Here is a 15,449-nt window from a genome sequence, read left to right on the forward strand (position 1 = left end):
ACTGCCGGAAACCTGTTTACTTCCATCTCCACTATTTCCCACCGGTAGCTTAGTCCTGCATGAGTACACCTTCTACTCCCTCCGCGGCGCGCACCCCGCTGCTGCGCTTACTTCAGCACGCTTTTCACGCGGCTACGGCCGCTAATGCGCCGGGAGCCCCTACACCCGATGCTCTGGCTGAACAGCTGGTAGCCCAGAGCCGCCGCCGCTTTATGGCCCGCACGGCTCAGGCCGGCGTGTTGCTGGCGGCGGGCTCCGTGCTCAGCGCCTGCGCCGACCTGGCCGAACCCGTGGCTCCGCGCGGGGCAGCTACCAGTGCCGCCCAAGCAGCCAAAAGCGGCCAGCCCCGCATTGTAATTGTGGGCGGGGGAATGGCCGGCCTCAACTGCGCTTACCAGCTGCAAAAGGCCGGGCTGGTGGCGCAGGTGTACGAAGCCAGCAACCGCCTGGGGGGCCGCATCTACACGGCCCGCAACCTCATGGGGCAGGGGCTGACTACCGAGTTGGGCGGGGAATTCATTGACTCCGGCCACCGCGACATGCTCACGCTAGCCAATGAGTTTGGCCTGCCGCTGTACGATGTGGAGTCGGCCAGCGAAACGGCACTGATTAAGGATGCGTATTTTTTCAACGGGCGCCAGTACAGCCTCAGCGAAATCATCAGCGCCTTCCAGCCCTATGCACAGCAGATTGGGGCCGACTGCCGCTCCCTCCCTAACGTCATCACCTACGACAACCTGACGGCCGCTGCGGCCCGTTTTGATGCCCTTTCCATTGCCGATTACTTCGACTCAGTGGGGCTGACGGGCCTCATCCGGGAGCTGCTGGATGTAGCGTATGTGACAGAGTTTGGCCGGGCCATCAGCGAGCAAACGGCCATCAACTTCCTGTGGATGTTTTCGGCCGATACCCACAAGGGCACCTTCGACATCTTCGGCATCAGCGACGAGCGGTACAAGGTACAGGGCGGCAACAGCCGTGTAATTGAGGAGCTGGCCCAGCGGCTGCCGGGCCAGTATACCCTGGGGCATCGGCTGGTGGCAGCCCGCCGCACTGCCGCGGGGCCCTACATCCTCACCTTCGAGCAACCCAACGGCCGCCGCGTGGAGGTAACCGCCGACTACGCCGTGCTGACTCTGCCCTTCACCATTCTGCGCACCCTGGACCTGGCCGGCCTGACCCTGCCCACCTGGAAAACGCAGGCTATTCAGCAGTTGGGCTACGGCAACAACGCCAAGCTGATGCTGGACTTCAATGGCCGCCCCTGGCGCGAACGGGGCTACACTGGCTACTTCTTTTCCGACCAGATTACCCAGGGCGGCTGGGACAGCAGCCAGCTGCAGCCCACCAGTCAGGGCACGTTTACGGTGTACCTGGGTGGGCAGCCCGCCGTGGACCTGGGCAGCGGCTCGGCACAGTCGCACGTGAATGAGCACCTCACAGTGCTGGAAGCGGCCTGGCCCGGCACCAGGGGCCGTTACAATGGCCGGGTGGAGCGCTTTCACTGGCCCACGCACCCCTACACGCGCGCGTCCTACGCCTGCTACCGCGTGGGGCAGTACAGCACCATTGCCGGGGCCGAAATCAAACCCGTGGGCCAGCTGTATTTTGCTGGGGAGCACTGCAGTGCCTGGTACCAGGGCTACATGAATGGCGCTGCCGAAACCGGCCGGATGGCTGCTGAAGGCATTGCCGCCGCCATCCGTACGGGTAGCACGGCCGCAGTGCTGCGCCAGCGCCTACGGTTGCGCGCCGAGCAGCTAGTCTAATACGATACGTATTCCGTCATCTGCGCCACTCCGGGCCTCGGCCGGGGGTGGCGTTTTTGATGGCCGCCAACCGGCTCAAGTTGCGCAGGGTCGAAGGGTTTGGCACCGTTTTTTCTTTTCTGCGTATCAGTAACTCATTTCTCGACCTAACCTTTCCCTCATGCGCCGTTCTTTGCTGACTGTGCTGCTGCCGCTGGCCGGCGCAGCCGCTATTACCACTGCCGCCATCAACAAGCCTGCTCAGGGCTTCAGCTTGTTTTCCATCGACCAGGATATTGCCCTGGGCAACCAGGTAGCGCACCAAACCGACTCACTCTACCAGGCCAAAGGCCAACTGATGACGCGCGCCAGCAACGCCCGCGCCTACCAACTGCTGGACGGGGTAGTGAAGCGGGTGTTGGATAACGGCAACATCAAGTACCGCACGCAGTTTCCGTGGGATGTGAAACTGATTAAGGATGATGCCGTCCAGAATGCCTTTGCCACGCCCGGGGGCCATATTTACGTGTTTACGGGCCTGGTAAAATACCTCGACAACGAAAGCCAGCTGGCCGGGGTACTGGGCCACGAAATTGCCCACGCGGACCGTCGGCATAGCATCCAGCAATTGCAGAAACAGTACGGTACCAGCCTGTTGCTGGGCCTGCTATTGGGCAATCGTTCCAATAACCAGCTGGTGCAGATTGCCGCTGGCCTGGGCCAGTTGAAATTCAGCCGCACCTACGAAACCGAGGCCGATAAGTACTCCACCATTTACCTCAACGGCACCCGCTACTACGCCTGCGACGGAGCCGCCGGCTTCTTCATCAAGGCCGAGAAGGAGGGAGGAGCCCGCACGCCGGAGTTCTTGAGCACCCACCCCAACCCCGGCTCCCGCATTCAAAGCATCCAAAAAAGCGCCCAGCAGCTAGGCTGTACCAACCGGAGCGTCAGCAACACCAACTTCAACGAGTTGAAGCGAATATTGTAACGGCGAATATGCTTGATGGCATTCCCGCAATTGGAGTATCTGGCCTAGGTACCCCGGTTGCGGGAATGTCTGTTTTAGTCGGCATCCGGCGGGGTGCCGGGGGCGAGGCTGACTTCGTTGAGTGTGGCTTTGTGTTGTTGCCAGTCGGGCATGAACTGGTCCATCAGGCCCCAGAAGCGGGCGTTGTGGAGCCGCTCGTGCAGGTGCGTGAGTTCGTGTACTACCACGTATTCTAGGCAGGGCAGGGGGCGCTTGATCAATTCCAGATTCAGCCAGATGCGGCGGGCCCCAATGTTGCAGGTGCCCCAGCGGGTGCGCATTTGTTTCACGCCCCAACTGGCCGCTTGCCGGCCTACTACGGGTTCCCACTGGGCCAGCAATGTCGGTAGTAGCCGCTTAATTTGCTGGCGGTACCAAGCGGTAAGCAGGGCCTGGCGTTGCTCCAGGGTGCTGTCGGGTGGGATGGAGAGGTGCAGGTGCCCGGCGGTTTCATCCAGCCATACCTGCGGGCGGCCACCGGCTTCGGTCACCTGGAGTTCGTATAGTTGGCCCAGATAAGCGTGCTGCTCACCGGAAACGTAGTGCAGTACGGGTCGGGGAGCCTGGGCAGCAAATTTCTGCTGGTGCTTGGCAATCCAGCTGTGGCGGGCGGCCACGAACTGTTCCACGGCTGCTGCCGGGGTGTGCAACGGTACTGCTACCCGCACGCGGCCACCGGCGTACACGGTCAGGCGGAGGCTGCGCATGCGTTTGCGCACCAGGTCAATTTCGAGGCCGGCAATAGTAGTTAAGGGCATACGGACCCCAAAGGTACAGGTGAAATACCAGGTTGCAGCGCCGATAAGACGGTATAACCGGCCGTTTTTTCGCAGTTTGCAGCCTCGATTTTCTACTGCACTGCTGGTGTCCGTTTCTGCTGCTTTTCCACCTGTTCGTTTTGTTATCTGTGGCGTGGGCCACATTGGCCGCCGCCACGCCGCGCTGGTGGCCCGCCACCCCGCAGCCCAATTGGTGGCCCTGGTTGATGTGCGCCCCGGGTTAGCGGCCGGGCTAGCCCAGGAGTTTCCGAGGGTACCGTTCTTCTCTTCCCTCGATGAATACCTGGCTCATGGCCCCGCCGCCGATGTGCTGACGGTAGCCACTCCCAACGGCCTGCACGCCAGCCAGGCCCAGCAGGGCCTGCGCGCCGGCCTGCATGTCGTCATCGAAAAACCCATGGCTCTGCACCGCGCCGAGGCCGAAGCCGTGGTGCAACTGGCCCAGCAAGCCAACCGCCTGGTGTTTGGGGTGATGCAGAACCGCTACTCGCCCCCGGCGGCTTGGCTGAAACAGGTGGTGGATGAGGGCCGGCTGGGCCAAGTATATCTGGTGCAGCTCAACTGCTTTTGGAACCGGGACGAGCGGTACTACACACCCGGCAGCTGGCATGGTACCCAGGCCCTCGACGGCGGCACCTTGTTCACGCAGTTCAGCCACTTCGTGGATTTGCTGTACTGGGTATTCGGGGATATTGAGAACATTCAGGCCCGCTTCCAGAACTTCAACCACCAACACCTGACCGAGTTTGAGGACAGTGGACTGGTGACGTTTGACCTGCAGCGCGGGGGCAGTGGAACGCTGCAGTACAGCACCGCCGTGTGGGACCGGAACCTGGAAAGCTCCCTCACGGTGGTAGCCGAACATGGCAGCCTGCGCCTCGGCGGGCAGTATATGGATAAGGTGGAATATTGCCACCTGCGTAATTATCAGCTGCCAGAGCTGCCGCCTACCAACCCCGCCAACCAATACGGTCCTTACCAGGGCTCGGCTGCCAACCATGTGCACGTCATCGAAAACGTGGTAAATACCCTGCACCACGGCAGCCAAGCCACCACCAATGCGCTGGAAGGCCTGAAAGTGGTAGAAATGATTGGGCGGATATATGCGTTGAAATAGGAGGTCAACCGCTTATGAAAATTGTTGCTTGCCTACTAGTGTTTATCAGCTCATTAAGCTGCGTGTATGCTCAAAATGCGAAGTATGAACAGGCCGCATTTGATTATTTTTTTACTTCTGTCTATGAGCATAAGAAAAATGTAAAATGGGGTTTTTCTGGTTTAATGGAAGCAGCAAATACCCAATGCTTTCATCTAAATGCACCCTGTTTCAAAGACAGCTCAGGAAAGAAAGAGGATTACACCGTTTCGTTGGCTTTGTGCAACAAGCTTGATAGTATAGCTAGTATAAATAACATACTACCAGAGCCAGTAAATACTGAAAGCGGCAAGGAGTATTTGCGTTTAAAATACAGATGGTTACATCGGAAGTGGATGATGAAATTATATCCGGCTTCGGAAGTGCTGAATCGACATTACGTAATGATTTCTCTTATTCATGTCTATGAGTCTACTTCCCTGTATTTATTTGAGCTTGATGATAATGGCAAAGTTTTAAGATGGTGTCTTCGGGCAGATACTTGGTAAAATAGGAAATACGTTCAACGGCTCCCGTTAAGACATATTATGCACCCTGACCAGCAAGCCCTGAACGACCTGCGCACCTGGCAGCGGCGGATGCAGCAGAAGCCCACGCTTCTGAACCGCGTCGCGCGCCGTGTGCAGGCCCGGCTGAATGCGTTGCTGCCCGAAAAGGTACACGTGGCCATTACCGTAGCTATCCAGAAAATGGTGCAAGGGGTGCTGTTCGGGTCTATGCACACTACCCAGAAACCAGTGCTGGAAGGCACCTTGCAGGAGCGGGAAGAGCGGGTACGGGCCCGTATTCGGGCGTACCGGAACACGGCGGCGGTAGAAGGAGGTGTAACCGGAGCCGGCGGCTTTCTACTGGGCCTGGCCGATTTTCCACTGCTGCTCGGCATCAAGCTGAAACTGCTATTTGATATTGCAGCCCTCTATGGCCACGATGTGCGCAGCTTCCCCGAGCGGTTGTACCTGCTGCACATTTTCCAACTGGCGTTCAGCAGCCAGCACACCCGCCGCGAAACTTACCGTCAGCTCGCCGACTGGGCCACCACTGAGGCTACCGTTACAGCTGAAACCTTCGACTGGCGCACTTTTCAGCAAGAGTACCGCGACTATATCGACCTGGCCAAACTGGCGCAACTATTACCCATTATTGGGGCCGCCGTGGGAGCCGTGGCCAACTACCGGCTGCTCGTGCAACTCGGCGAAACGGCCATCATGTGCTACCGCATGCGGTGGTTTGCGGACCACCAGCCGCTGCCGGAGCCGCAGTAGTAGCACAAGGTAGGTATAGCTACTCTGTCATCCTGAGCGCTGCGAAGGATCTTCTCACCTGAGAATGGGTCGTTGTGCTGTAATAAGGTTCTTCGTAAGCTCAGGATGACAGTTCTGATACTAAATCAGCAACAAAAAAGCCCCGACGAATACGCCGGGGCTTTCAGCAGAAAGGGAGAGAGGGTTAGCTTTTGCCTTGTTTCAGGCCGGGTTTCATACCCTGGCGGTGAGCTTTGTGCTTGGCCATTTTATCGGCCTGCATCTGCGTGTACTTGGCGTACTGGTCGGCGCTCAGGATTTGCTTGAGCCGGGCTTCGTACTGGGCTTTTTCGGCCTTCATGGCCTCATGGTGCTGTTTTTTGTCGGCCGCAGTGGCGGTGCCAGCCTGAGCTTTGTGGGCCTGCATCTGCTTGGCCCGTTCCAGGTGCAACTGGCGTACCTGCTCGGTTTGGGCAGCCGACAGACCTAGTTTTCTGGTGAGGCTCTGGGCGGCGTGGTCGGCGCGCTGCTCAGGCGTTTTGGCGGTTTTGTCGCCGTGCATTTTACCGCCTCTCGTATGCTGACCGTGGGCGGCTTTTACCGGGGTGGTTTGGGCTGAGGCAGCAGCGGCAGACAGGGAGAAGGCAGCGAAGAGAACGAGGAGCTTTTTCATGATGCTATGTGGAAGAAGTTGTATGCGTGAAAGAGGTCCGCTACGAGCTGTACTGACGAGCGGGATGCTGCCAGAGTGTTTGCAACTCCGATGCCAGTTTTGAAAGAAGAAGGGCAAAAAGGCCTAGTTGAAAAATTTAAATTTTCGCGTTAAACCTTCGCCTATAAGCTGCGTCGTGGGTTTTTGCCTACCCCAGTCCGCCACTAAATGTGCCCGGCCGGTTGGCTTTGTACAGGCGTGAGCCGGTACTACTCAAACCTGGTAGCATGTACACCTGCAACAGCAACCGGTCCAGCGCCGGATGCGGCGAACTGGGGCGCGGGTTGCGGGGGCAGCAATCCGGCCGTACCTTTGCCGCATCAATTCTTTCTAGCCCAAAGGATTGTTTTTATACAGAGGCGCTGAGAGACAGGCTCGAAGACGCGTCGGCAACCATCCGCAAGCTCCGGAACGGTGCCAATTCCTGACCATATAAAAACAACTTGCCGTGGACTTTTTGCCCCGCTTTACTACCTGCTTCGCTGTTTCTGCTGCCCTCTCGTGCTCATCTGTAGCGCCCGAGGCGTGTTGTAGCTGCGCGTGTTGTTGTAGCTAGTTTGGTTGCCGGGCCGGTCTCCCGCTAAGGCGGCAGCGGCCCTATTCTCCTGGTTCCGGCCCGCCGTGGCCCGTACGGCCGCGCGCCCATTGAGGCGGCGCGGGGGCTTCATCTGCTTTTCTCTTTCTCCTTTTTACGACCTGTCGGGCCGCGGCCCGATGCATCCCTGTATGCTCAGAAAATCATTGGAACTGCTACGGCAGGAGGCCGCCGAAACCGGCGCCGGAACGCTGAAACGAAGCCTGAACGGTTTCAACCTCATTGCCATCGGCATTGGGGTAATTATTGGGGCGGGTTTGTTCTCGCTGACGGGTATTGCGGCGGCTAACAACGCCGGCCCGGCCGTGACGCTTTCGTTTGTGGTGGCGGCCATTGGCTGCGCCTTTTCGGCGCTGTGCTACGCCGAGTTTGCCTCCATGGTACCGGTGGCCGGCTCGGCCTACACCTACGCTTATGCCACCATGGGCGAGCTATTTGCCTGGATTATTGGCTGGGATTTGGTGCTGGAGTACTCGGTGGGCGCGGCCACGGTAGCCATCAGCTGGTCGCAGTACCTGCTCAAGTTCCTGAGCAAATACGGCATCAACCTGCCCCCGCAGCTGGTGATGTCGCCCTTTGAAACCGCCAAGCTGGCGAGTGGGGTGGAGGTGCACGGTTTCGTGAATATCCCGGCCATGCTCATTGTGCTGGCTATTACCCTGATTATTATTCGGGGTACCTCGGGCTCGGCGTGGTTTAACGCCTTGGTGGTGACGCTGAAGGTGGCCGTGGTGCTGGTGTTCATTGCCCTGGGCTGGCAGTACATCGACCCCACTAACTACCAACCCTACATCCCGGAGAATACCGGCGTGTTCGGGGAGTTTGGCTGGAGCGGCATTCTGCGCGGGGCGGGCGTGGTGTTCTTCGTGTTTATCGGGTTTGATATTGTGGCCACCATGGCCCAGGAAACCAAGAACCCCCAGCGCAACATGCCCATTGGTATCATCGGTTCTCTACTGATTTGCACCGTGCTGTTCGTGCTGTTTGGCCACGTGATGACGGGCCTAGCCAACTACACCGAGTTCAAGAACAGCGCCGCCCCGGTGGCCATTGCCATCGAGAAAACGCCTTATGCGTGGCTGTCGTCGGCCGTGATTCTGGCTATCATCATCGGCTACACCTCCGTAATTCTGGTGGATTTGCTGGGCCAGAGCCGGGTGTTCTTCAGCATGGCTAAAGACGGGCTGCTGCCCCCGGTTTTTGCTCGGATTCACGAGCGGTTCCGCACGCCGCTGCAGTCGAACCTGCTGCTGGGGCTGTTCATTGCGCTGTTTGCGGGCTTCGTGCCCATTTCGGTGGTGGGCGAAATGACGAGTATCGGCACGCTGCTGGCCTTCGTGATGGTGTGCGTGGGCATCCTCATCATGCGCAAGCGGGAGCCCGATGCCCCGCGCGGATTCCGCACGCCCTGGGTGCCGGTCGTGCCCATTCTGGGTATTCTCACCTGCGTGGTGATGATGGTATCGTTGCCCTGGGAAACCTGGCTGCGGCTGGCCGTGTGGCTGGCTATTGGCCTGGCCATCTACTTCGGCTACGGCCGCAAGCACAGCAAGCTGGGGCAGGCCGGGGAATTAACTGTGGAGAAGTAAGAATTGGCGGGATGTGCCAATAGTAACAGCCGGGGCCTGAAGGTTCCGGCTGTTTGCGTTGCGGGGTAGTTTGCCCGTAGCTTTAGGCGTCGTTCTATCCTGCTTTTCGTGGAATCTATTATTATCGAAGCGCCCGTGGTGGCACCCAACCCGCCGGCTACGGTGTACCCGACTATCAAGGAAAGCTGGGCGTTTCTGGGGTGGTACCTCTTGCTGTCGTTGCTGATAGGGTTACCTATCATTCTGATTGGGGAGAAGTTGCTGGGAATGCCGCGGTACTGTACGCTGCTGCTTGTAGGTGTTGGCACCAACTGTGGCGTGTTGGGCTTTATGCGGTGGAAACAGGGCCTTCGTTGGCCCGGTATCAATCTGCACGGCCGGGTGCCCGGCTGGCTATTGCTCGCATTGCCGGTGCTGGTGCTGTCGGCCGATATGGTGCTGACGCTGATTCAGTTTCTGCATCTGCCCAAATTCTCCTCTGGCGAAACTTACCGGGAACTGATGAAAGTGCCGGTCATCGGGTTCCTGATGCTGTGCATAGTAGCCCCGGTGCTGGAGGAACTGCTACTGCGCGGGGTGGTACTCCAAGGCCTGTTGCGCAACTTCCCCAACCGTCCCTGGATTGCCATCGGCCAGTCGGCCCTGATTTTTGGGATAATGCACATGAATCCGCCCCAAAGCCTGGCGACGTTTGGGCTGGGGCTGTTGATGGGCTGGCTGTATTACCGCACCCGTTCTCTGTGGCTGTGCATGGGCGCACACTTTGTTAATAACTTCTTTGCTTTCAATACTATGCTGCAGGACAAAGCAGGTAAGGATACCGACGATGTGGTAGCCGCTTTCGGCTCGCCCTGGGCCTACGCCGGGGCAGTGGTGCTGAGCGCGCTGGTGTTGTTCGGCCTGCTGTGGCAGGTGCAGCGTACCACGTCGCCACCACTTCCTGACCACCCTATGCCAGCCAACTAAGAACCGCTTTACTCAAAAAAATCCCGCTAAAGAGTTCCAGTAGCCAACTGCTACGGCGTAACGGTCCGAGCGCGTGTTTCAGGTGCGCGAGGCGAGTTTGTTTCTGCATTTAATCCTTCATTCCAAGTAGTCTATTCCATGCGTTATTCAGCCCTTGCCCTAATAATTTTCAGCGGTATGTTCTGTGCCAAAGCTGGCCTAGCTCAGCAAGCGCCAGTTTTGGTGATTACCAATACCAATGTGGTACCGCTTAATCAGAATACTGTACTACGCCGGCAAACGGTCCTGATTAAACAAGGTCGTATCCAGCAAATTGGAGACGCTGGTAAAATTCGTATTCCCCAAGGGGCCGTAGTCGTTAAAGGTGACAACAAATACCTGTTACCCGGCCTGATTGATATGCACGCGCATCTGCCTGGGCCCGAGGGCACGCCGCATACGCTAGACACGTATTTCCGGCTTAACCTAGCCAGCGGCGTAACGGGGCTACGCAGTATGCGTGGTGACACCAGCCACTTGCGCTGGCGCGACAGTCTGCGCCGAACTGCTGCCCATGCCCCGCATTTGTACCTGGGGTCCCCCGTATTCACCCGCGACAAAGCGTATTCGGCTCGTAAGGGGCAGCGCCTGCTTACCCGCTACAAAGCCAGCGGGTATGATTTTATTAAGTACCTGGGCGGAATGAGTGCTCCGCAATACGACTCATTGCTAACTGATGCGCACCGCCTGGGCCTGAAAGTAGCGGGCCATGCGCCCAAGAGTGGCCTGCGGGGCGCTATTGCAGCGGGCATGACTTCCGTGGAGCACATTGAGCCGTTTATCGAGGCTTATCAGCAGGACTCCGTGCAGTTTCGGGCGTTGGCGCGCCAAATGGCCGCGCAGGGTATCTATACTTGCCCCGATTTATATTGGTATAAAGTCACGTGGCTGCAATACTCATCTGAGCAGCTACAACAGCTTCCCGGACTGAACTACATTGACCCGAAGCTACGCGAGGAGTGGCAAACGTCGCAGGCCGCCCGAATTCAGCAGTTAACGTCTCAGAATGCACTTATTGCCGCTCACGCTCAAATCAAGGTTTTGTTGCAGACCTATCAGCGGGCGTTTCGGATTATGCACGAAGAGGGAGTGAAATTTTTGATCAGTCCCGGCGACGGCAACTTTGTGGTACCCGGCTTTGGCATGGCCGAAGAGCTGACACTATTGGTGAAACAGGGACTAAGCCCGTACGAAGCGCTACAGGCCGCAACAGTCAATGCCGCTACGTGGTTGGGGGAGCAGGATCAGCGTGGCACGGTAGTTCCGGGCAAGGCGGGCGATTTGGTGCTACTTGACGCCAACCCGTTAACCGATATTTCCAACGTGCGCAAGGTGAATGGGGTCGTGCTGAACGGCCGGTGGATACCAGTAAGACAACTGCTGCCCCCTCAGCAATAGTATAGCCTAAAAATTTGTCATTCTACTGAGTCAGCAATTTTTGACAAACTAATTTTTAACGTTGGATAGATAGCAAACAACGCACCCACCGAAGCACTTCGGCGGGGGCGTTGTTTGCTAAGTAAACCTCTATGTCGTCTACATAAACACCTTGCGCAGCGCCCACAGGCTCCACACAATCACCATCAGGCCCACGCCCACGAACATCCAGCGCACGGGCAGGCGGCCGGCCAGGCGGGCGGCCAGCGGCGCGGCGGCCACGCCCCCGATGATGAGGCCCAGGATAATCTGCCAGTGCGAGATGCCCAGGGTGGCGAAGAACGTAACGGCGCTGGCAAACGTGACGAAGAACTCCGTGACGCTCACCGAGCCGATAACGTACTGCGGCGTGCGGCCCCCGGCAATGAGCGTGCTGGTTACCAGCGGCCCCCAGCCGCCCCCGCCAAACGAATCGAGGAAACCGCCGGCCGCGGCCAGCAGCCCCAGTTTCCGGTGTTTTTTGCGCTGCTGCGTTTGGGCAAAGGCTTTGCTGATGATGCGCACGCCCAGCAGCAGCAGGTACACGGCCAGCAGCGGCTTCACGTAACTGCCGTATTTCTCGCCAAAGTGCGACAACAGATACGCGCCCGTAATAGCCCCCAACACGCCCGGAATCAGCAGCACTTTAAACAGGCGCTTGTTCACGTTGCCGAAGCGGTAGTGGTGGTAGCCCGAGGCTCCGCTGGCAAACATTTCGGCGGTATGAATGCTGGCACTCACCGCGGCCGGGCTGATATTCAGGCTCATCAAACTGATAGCCGTAACTACCCCGTAGCCCATGCCGAGCAGCCCATCTACGAGCTGCGCGCCGAAGCCAATAGCCACAAAAATCCAGAAGGTTTCGGCGTGGGTAGCCGCGCCCCACACCTGCTGCCAGGTGAAGTAGTAGCTCAGAATGTTGAACACTAGCATGGCCGCAAACGCCAGCAGCGCCCCGGTGGCAATTTTGCGCCACCGCGCCGCAGCAGGTGATTCGTAGGCCGGGCCGCCGGTCAGCTCGGCTGTTACGGCGTTCAGAGATTTTACCTTGTGAGCGAAGTCGCCGCCCACCTTCTCCCGGATCTGGGCCATGCGCTGGAGCACGTCGTGCAGCTCGTCGGGGAGGGTGTGGGTGAGCATTTCGCGCAGGCGCTTGGCAATGGTGGGCGACTTGCCGTTGGTGCTGATGGCAATTTTCAGGTCGCCCTTCTGCACGATGGAGCCCAGGTAAAAGTCGCAGGCGGCGGGTGTGTCGGCCACGTTGCAGAGCAGGCGCTGGCGGGTGGCGTCGGCCTTGATCTGCAGGTTCAGGGCTTTGTCGTTTGTGGCCACAATCACCAGGTCGTGGCCCACCAGGGTGGTGGGGTCGTAGGGTTGCTCGCGCAGCTGCACGGCGGGATGCTGGTCGGCCAGCACCCGCAGCTCGGGCCCGAACCAGGTAGCCACCACCGTAATGGCCGCGTTGGGGCTGTTGGCCAGCATGGCCGAGAGCTTCTCGAAGCCCACGGCCCCGCCGCCCACCAGCAGCACGTGCAGCTGTTCCAGCTTCAGAAACACCGGAAACAGCCGGTTGCCATCGGATACCGCGGGTGGCGGCTCGGGCTGGGGCAGGGCGTTGTTGGAGGAAAGAGGCATGGTGGTTGGTTGGGGGCGGATGCAGGAAGGAAGTTGGCCGTCATGCTTCGGCAAGCTCAGCATGACGTTCTATCGGTTACTCGTGAAACGTGAGGCCGCTTTCGGTGGGCTGCACGTAGCCCTGGCGGATGACAAAATCACCAAACCGCTCCTGGGGCTGGCGGTTCTGGGCGTAGTCGGCGAGCAGGGGCGTGAGCTCCCGCACGATGCCATCTTCGTCCAGCATTTCCTTGTAGAGCTTGTTCATCCGCTCCCCGTTGAAAGCGGCACCGAGGTACAGGTTGTAGCGACCCACGGCCCGGCCCACCAGCCCGATTTCACCGAGGTAGGGGCGGGCGCAGCCGTTGGGGCAGCCCGTCATCCGCAGCAGAATATCATCTTGAGCCAGACCCTGTTGGCGAATCACCCGGTCCAATCTATCCAATAATTCCGGAAGATACCGCTCGGCCTCTGCGAAGGCCAGCGTGCAGGTGGGCAGGGCCACGCAGGCCAGGGCCCCGCGCCGCAGCCCGGTCAATTCCTTACCGGCTTCCACGGCCACTCCGTGCCGCTGCAGCACCGCCTGCACACTCAGCCGGTGCTCGGGGGCAATGTTGGCGATGATAAGGTTCTGGTTGCCGGTGAGGCGGAAGTCGCCGGTGTGGAAGGCGGCAATTTCGCGCAGGGCGGTTTTGAGCGTGTAGCCGTCCCGGTCGAGGATGCGGCCGCCTTCCACGAACAGCGTGAGGTGGGCCCGGCCATCGGCCTGGATGGACCAACCGTAGGCATCGCCGGAACTGCGGAACTGGTAGGGGCGGGCGGGCTCCACCGTAAAACCCAGGCGCTGGTCCAGCTCCTGTTTGAACACGTCGAGGCCCACGCGGTCCACGGTGTACTTGAGGCGGGAGAACTTGCGGTTTTCCCGGTTGCCCCAGTCGCGCTGAATCGTCACGATTTTCTCGCAGGCATCCACCACCTTGTCGGTGGGCACGAAGCCGATGACGTCGGCCAGTCGGGGGTAGGTGTCGGGCATACCAAACGTCATGCCCATGCCGCCGCCCACGGCCACGTTGAAGCCCACCAGCTGGCCCCGCTCCTCAATGGCAATCAGGCCCAGGTCGTTGGCGAAGATGTCGGTGTCGTTGTAGGGCGGGATGGCCAGGGCAATCTTGAACTTGCGGGGCAGGTAGGTTTTGCCGTAGATGGGTTCGGCGTCCTCCTCGCCCTCGTTGGGGGCGCTGCTGAACTGCGGCTCCCCGTTCAGCCACAAATCCCAATAGGCCGAGGTGCGGGGCGTGAGGTGGGCGCTGATCTGCTTCGACACCTCGTACACGGCCGCGTGCAGGGGGCTCTCGTGCGGGTTGGGGTTGCACATCACGTTGCGGTTCACATCGCCGCAGCCCGCAATGCTGTCGAGCAGGGCCTCGTTGAAGCCCTGGATGGTTTTTTTCAGGTCGCGCTTGAGTACGCCGTGCAGCTGGAAGGCCTGGCGGGTGGTGAGCTTGAGCGTGTGGTTGCCGTACTCGTCGGCCAGCTCATCCATGCGCAGCCACTGCGACGGCGAGGCAATGCCACCCGGCACCCGCACCCGAATCATGAGGGAGTACAGCGGCTCCAGCTTCTGGCGCTTGCGCTCCGAGTCCAGGTCCCGGTCGGTTTGCTGGTAGGAGCCGTGGAACTTAATCAGGTGGGTATCGTCGGGGTAGAGGGCGCCGGTGAGCGGGTTCACGAGGCTTTCGGCCAGGGTGCCGCGCAGGTAGTTGCTGGCTTCCTTGACGTGCTCGACTTCGGAAAGTTTGGGGGTATCAGCCATGAGAATCAGGGTGCTGGGGAGGATGCCGGAGCAGCCGGGGCTGCCGGGCGCAAATCGAAGTTGTGGAAGTAGAAAACCCGGATAGTGTGCTGGTTGCGGTAGGTGCTGCCGGCCGGCAGCTGCTGAAACAGGTGCATGTAGCCGGCCTGCAGCTGGGCATTTTTGCTGAAGGGATACACCACCCCCGCAAACAGCCGGTTCTGGTCGAAGTAGTTCAGCCGAATCTCCTTGCCAAAATTCATCATCACCTCGTTGTTGAGCAGAAACTGCCAGCCGCCGGGCTCAAAACCCCGCTTGGTAAGCGGCAGAAACAGCGCCGCGTTGTAGCGGGTGCGGTAGTTGAAATCAAAGTCATCGGTGCGCTCATTCTGCCGGATAGTGCGCCGGAATCGTTCTTCCAGCCGTACCCACTGCATCAGGCGGGCCTTCGGAAACTTGCTGAACCACTGTACCTGCTGCCAGGGCCGGTGCTCGGGCTGGCCCACGGTGCGGGCCCCGTCGGGGTAATGGTGCACGTAGGCATAGCCCCCGGTCAGGCGCACGTCATCGGTGAGGTAGTACGTCAGGCCCACGCGGGCCACCGTCTGGTAGCTGGCCTGCACGAAATGGTCGTGCAGGCGCAAGTGCAGGTCGGTCCAGCTGCCCCAGTGTTGCGAAAACCGGGTTTGGTTGAATATGCCCAGCCACGTCTGCTGCTCGCGCACGTACTGTTTCTGCGCCAGCAAAGGCCTGGTCAGAAGCAGCAAGCCAC

Annotated in this window: 13 protein-coding genes and 1 riboswitch; of the genes, 8 read left to right on the top strand and 5 right to left on the bottom strand. The window is 59.5% G+C overall.

Translation table 11 applies throughout. The features are described from left to right. The first annotated feature begins 59 nt into the window (after window positions 1–59). Complete coding sequence (locus LF252_RS03995) at window positions 60–1,769, top strand: flavin monoamine oxidase family protein (RefSeq protein WP_226267837.1); 1,710 nt, start codon at window positions 60–62, stop codon at window positions 1,767–1,769. A 160-nt stretch (window positions 1,770–1,929) separates the two neighbouring features. After that, window positions 1,930–2,739, top strand: a complete 810-nt coding sequence (locus LF252_RS04000) for a M48 family metalloprotease (protein ID WP_226267839.1) — start codon at window positions 1,930–1,932, stop codon at window positions 2,737–2,739. A 74-nt stretch (window positions 2,740–2,813) separates the two neighbouring features. Here the strand turns inward: LF252_RS04000 and LF252_RS04005 are convergent, their stop codons facing one another. After that, window positions 2,814–3,536 carry a M48 family metallopeptidase gene (locus tag LF252_RS04005; protein ID WP_226267840.1) on the bottom strand — a complete coding sequence of 241 codons (723 nt, stop codon included), beginning with the start codon at window positions 3,534–3,536 and terminating at the stop codon, window positions 2,814–2,816. Window positions 3,537–3,642: 106 nt separating this feature from the next. Here LF252_RS04005 and LF252_RS04010 point away from each other — a divergent pair, with 106 nt between their 5' ends. The 3 genes from LF252_RS04010 to LF252_RS04020 are packed head-to-tail and all read left to right on the top strand — an operon-like array spanning window position 3,643 to window position 5,975. Continuing rightward, on the top strand, window positions 3,643–4,674 hold the full coding sequence (locus LF252_RS04010; RefSeq protein WP_226267842.1) for a Gfo/Idh/MocA family protein: 1,032 nt from the start codon (window positions 3,643–3,645) through the stop codon (window positions 4,672–4,674). A 14-nt stretch (window positions 4,675–4,688) separates the two neighbouring features. Next, window positions 4,689–5,201, top strand: coding sequence for a hypothetical protein (locus LF252_RS04015; RefSeq protein WP_226267844.1), 513 nt, complete (start codon window positions 4,689–4,691; stop codon window positions 5,199–5,201). A 39-nt stretch (window positions 5,202–5,240) separates the two neighbouring features. After that, complete coding sequence (locus tag LF252_RS04020; RefSeq protein WP_226267845.1) at window positions 5,241–5,975, top strand: EcsC family protein; 735 nt, start codon at window positions 5,241–5,243, stop codon at window positions 5,973–5,975. Between the two features lie 184 nt (window positions 5,976–6,159). Here LF252_RS04020 and LF252_RS04025 read toward each other — a convergent pair whose 3' ends face one another. Next, window positions 6,160–6,627 (bottom strand): hypothetical protein, encoded by a 468-nt coding sequence (locus LF252_RS04025; protein ID WP_226267847.1) that lies wholly within the window; start codon window positions 6,625–6,627, stop codon window positions 6,160–6,162. Between the two features lie 385 nt (window positions 6,628–7,012). Continuing rightward, a riboswitch (SAM riboswitch) is annotated at window positions 7,013–7,105 on the top strand. A gap of 287 nt (window positions 7,106–7,392) precedes the next feature. On the opposite strand from LF252_RS04025, the gene LF252_RS04030 reads away from it, so the two are divergent. From LF252_RS04030 to LF252_RS04040, 3 genes are all read left to right on the top strand, one after another. Then, on the top strand, window positions 7,393–8,850 hold the full coding sequence (locus LF252_RS04030; protein WP_226267857.1) for an amino acid permease: 1,458 nt from the start codon (window positions 7,393–7,395) through the stop codon (window positions 8,848–8,850). Between the two features lie 108 nt (window positions 8,851–8,958). After that, a complete protein-coding gene (locus LF252_RS22965; protein WP_226267859.1) occupies window positions 8,959–9,816 on the top strand; it encodes a CPBP family intramembrane glutamic endopeptidase in 858 nt (285 codons plus the stop codon). A 177-nt stretch (window positions 9,817–9,993) separates the two neighbouring features. Further along, window positions 9,994–11,253, top strand: a complete 1,260-nt coding sequence (locus LF252_RS04040) for an amidohydrolase family protein (RefSeq protein WP_226267861.1) — start codon at window positions 9,994–9,996, stop codon at window positions 11,251–11,253. 138 nt (window positions 11,254–11,391) lie between these two features. Here the strand turns inward: LF252_RS04040 and LF252_RS22970 are convergent, their stop codons facing one another. The 3 genes from LF252_RS22970 to LF252_RS04060 form a co-directional block, all read right to left on the bottom strand. Further along, window positions 11,392–12,906, bottom strand: coding sequence for a TSUP family transporter (locus LF252_RS22970; RefSeq protein WP_317197837.1), 1,515 nt, complete (start codon window positions 12,904–12,906; stop codon window positions 11,392–11,394). Window positions 12,907–12,982: 76 nt separating this feature from the next. Further along, on the bottom strand, window positions 12,983–14,698 hold the full coding sequence (locus LF252_RS04055; protein WP_226267864.1) for an NADPH-dependent assimilatory sulfite reductase hemoprotein subunit: 1,716 nt from the start codon (window positions 14,696–14,698) through the stop codon (window positions 12,983–12,985). Between the two features lie 5 nt (window positions 14,699–14,703). Continuing rightward, complete coding sequence (locus LF252_RS04060) at window positions 14,704–15,444, bottom strand: DUF2490 domain-containing protein (protein ID WP_226267866.1); 741 nt, start codon at window positions 15,442–15,444, stop codon at window positions 14,704–14,706. Between the last annotated feature and the right edge of the window lie 5 nt (window positions 15,445–15,449).

It is taken from the genome of Hymenobacter pini (assembly GCF_020421205.1).
GTDB classification, from domain to species: domain Bacteria; phylum Bacteroidota; class Bacteroidia; order Cytophagales; family Hymenobacteraceae; genus Hymenobacter; species Hymenobacter pini.

Excerpts from the sequence above, each read along its gene's own strand:
- LF252_RS04000 (WP_226267839.1), top strand. The coding sequence starts at position 1,930 with ATGCGCCGTTCTTTGCTGACTGTGCTGCTGCCGCTGGCCGGCGCAGCC.
- LF252_RS04025 (WP_226267847.1), bottom strand. The coding sequence starts at position 6,627 with ATGAAAAAGCTCCTCGTTCTCTTCGCTGCCTTCTCCCTGTCTGCCGCT.
- LF252_RS04005 (WP_226267840.1), bottom strand. The coding sequence starts at position 3,536 with ATGCCCTTAACTACTATTGCCGGCCTCGAAATTGACCTGGTGCGCAAA.
- LF252_RS04040 (WP_226267861.1), top strand. The coding sequence starts at position 9,994 with ATGTTCTGTGCCAAAGCTGGCCTAGCTCAGCAAGCGCCAGTTTTGGTG.
- LF252_RS04015 (WP_226267844.1), top strand. The coding sequence starts at position 4,689 with ATGAAAATTGTTGCTTGCCTACTAGTGTTTATCAGCTCATTAAGCTGC.
- LF252_RS22970 (WP_317197837.1), bottom strand. The coding sequence starts at position 12,906 with ATGCCTCTTTCCTCCAACAACGCCCTGCCCCAGCCCGAGCCGCCACCC.
- LF252_RS04030 (WP_226267857.1), top strand. The coding sequence starts at position 7,393 with ATGCTCAGAAAATCATTGGAACTGCTACGGCAGGAGGCCGCCGAAACC.
- LF252_RS03995 (WP_226267837.1), top strand. The coding sequence starts at position 60 with ATGAGTACACCTTCTACTCCCTCCGCGGCGCGCACCCCGCTGCTGCGC.
- LF252_RS04055 (WP_226267864.1), bottom strand. The coding sequence starts at position 14,698 with ATGGCTGATACCCCCAAACTTTCCGAAGTCGAGCACGTCAAGGAAGCC.
- LF252_RS04020 (WP_226267845.1), top strand. The coding sequence starts at position 5,241 with ATGCACCCTGACCAGCAAGCCCTGAACGACCTGCGCACCTGGCAGCGG.